The following is a 1,477-nucleotide window of genomic DNA, read 5'->3' as shown; positions in this document are numbered from 1 at the left end:
CCATACAACTCACTCAACTCACGCGTCACCACACCCATCGACCACCCATCCGTCACGATGTGATGCATCGACAGAACAAGCACGTGATCGTTCTCGCCGAGCCGCACCACCAGCACTCGGACCGGCGGCCTGGCCACCAGGTCGAATGCGGTCGACTGCTCGGCACCCAGCACCTGGTCCAGGGCCGAAGCGCGGTCGTGCTCACTCGTCCCGGAGAGATCGACCACGCGCAAGGGGAGGACGAAATCGTCGTGGATCGTCTGGGCTCCGCCACCGAAGGTGGTACGCAGTGCCTCGTGGCGGGCGGTCAGCATGTCGAGGGCGCTGCGGAGAGCGGTGACGTCCAGTTCTCCGGTCAGGCGCAGCGCCAGTCCGGTGTTGTACTCGACCGCGCCGGGCGCGAAGTCGTTCAGGAACCAGAGGCGTTCCTGGCCGTACGAGAGCGGGAGCGGCACCCCTCGGTCACGGTGAACGGGCACGATCGCCTTGTCGGGCGCACCGGCAAGCGACCGCTCCAGTGCCTCCGCCAGCGCAGAGATGGTCGGGTGGTCGAAGAGCGCGCGTGAGGTGAGTTCTCCGCCGAGGGCCTGCCGGATGCGGGTGACGGTCTTGAGCCCGGTGATGGAGTCTCCTCCGAGCGCGAAGAAGTCGTCCTCCACGCCGACCCGGGGTGTGCCCAGCACCTCGGACCAGACCGCGCAGAGTGCCCGTTCCGTCTCGGTGCGCGGGGCGACGTACGCGCTTTGGCTGTCGAACTCGGGTGCGGGCAGTGCACGTTGGTCGACCTTGCCGTTCACGGTCAGCGGCAGCGCGTCGAGCACGACGAATGCCGACGGGACCATGTACTCGGGGAGCAGCCGGGCCGCGTGCTCGCGTACGCCTGCCGTGTCCGGGACTCCCGTGGGGACGAGGTACGCCACCAGGCGCCTGGCGCCGGGGCGGTCCTCGCGGACCGTGACCGAGACCCGGCCGACCGCCGGATGGCGTGACAGTACGGCCTCGATCTCGCCGAGTTCGATACGGAAGCCGCGGATCTTCACCTGGCCGTCGCCCCTGCCCAGGAACTCCAGCCGGCCGTCCGCCCGCCACCGCACCACATCACCCGTCCGGTACAACCGCCCACCGGAGCCGAACGGGTCCGCGACGAATCGCTCCGCCGTCAGGCCGCCCTGGCCGTCGTACCCTCGTGCGAGCCCGGTGCCCCCCAGGTACAGCTCGCCGGCGGTTCCCGGGGCGACCGGGCGCAGGCCGGCGTCCAGGACATGGGCGCTGGTGCCGTCCATCGGCTCACCGAGGGGCACAGCGGCATGTGCCGTGTCCGTCCCGGTCACGGGACCGCACACGGCAAACGTCGTCGACTCGGTCGGCCCGTACACATGCATCAGATCCAGCCCCGGACACGCCTCCAGGACCCGTGCCATCGACGCACCCGACGCCGCCTCACCCCCCGTCCACACCTCACGAAGCCCCCCGAAAC

At 69.9% G+C, this 1,477-nt stretch carries 1 protein-coding gene; it reads right to left on the bottom strand.

All coding sequences use genetic code 11. From position 1 onward, the window contains the following. A partial coding sequence (locus tag ACFXKG_RS41265) for a condensation domain-containing protein (protein ID WP_384850765.1) occupies nt 1-1,477 on the bottom strand: 1,477 nt, incomplete at both ends.

It is taken from the genome of Streptomyces sp. NPDC059255 (assembly GCF_042752355.1).
In the GTDB taxonomy this organism is placed as follows: Bacteria; Actinomycetota; Actinomycetes; order Streptomycetales; family Streptomycetaceae; genus Streptomyces.
This window is presented reverse-complemented; position numbering and strand designations above follow the sequence as displayed.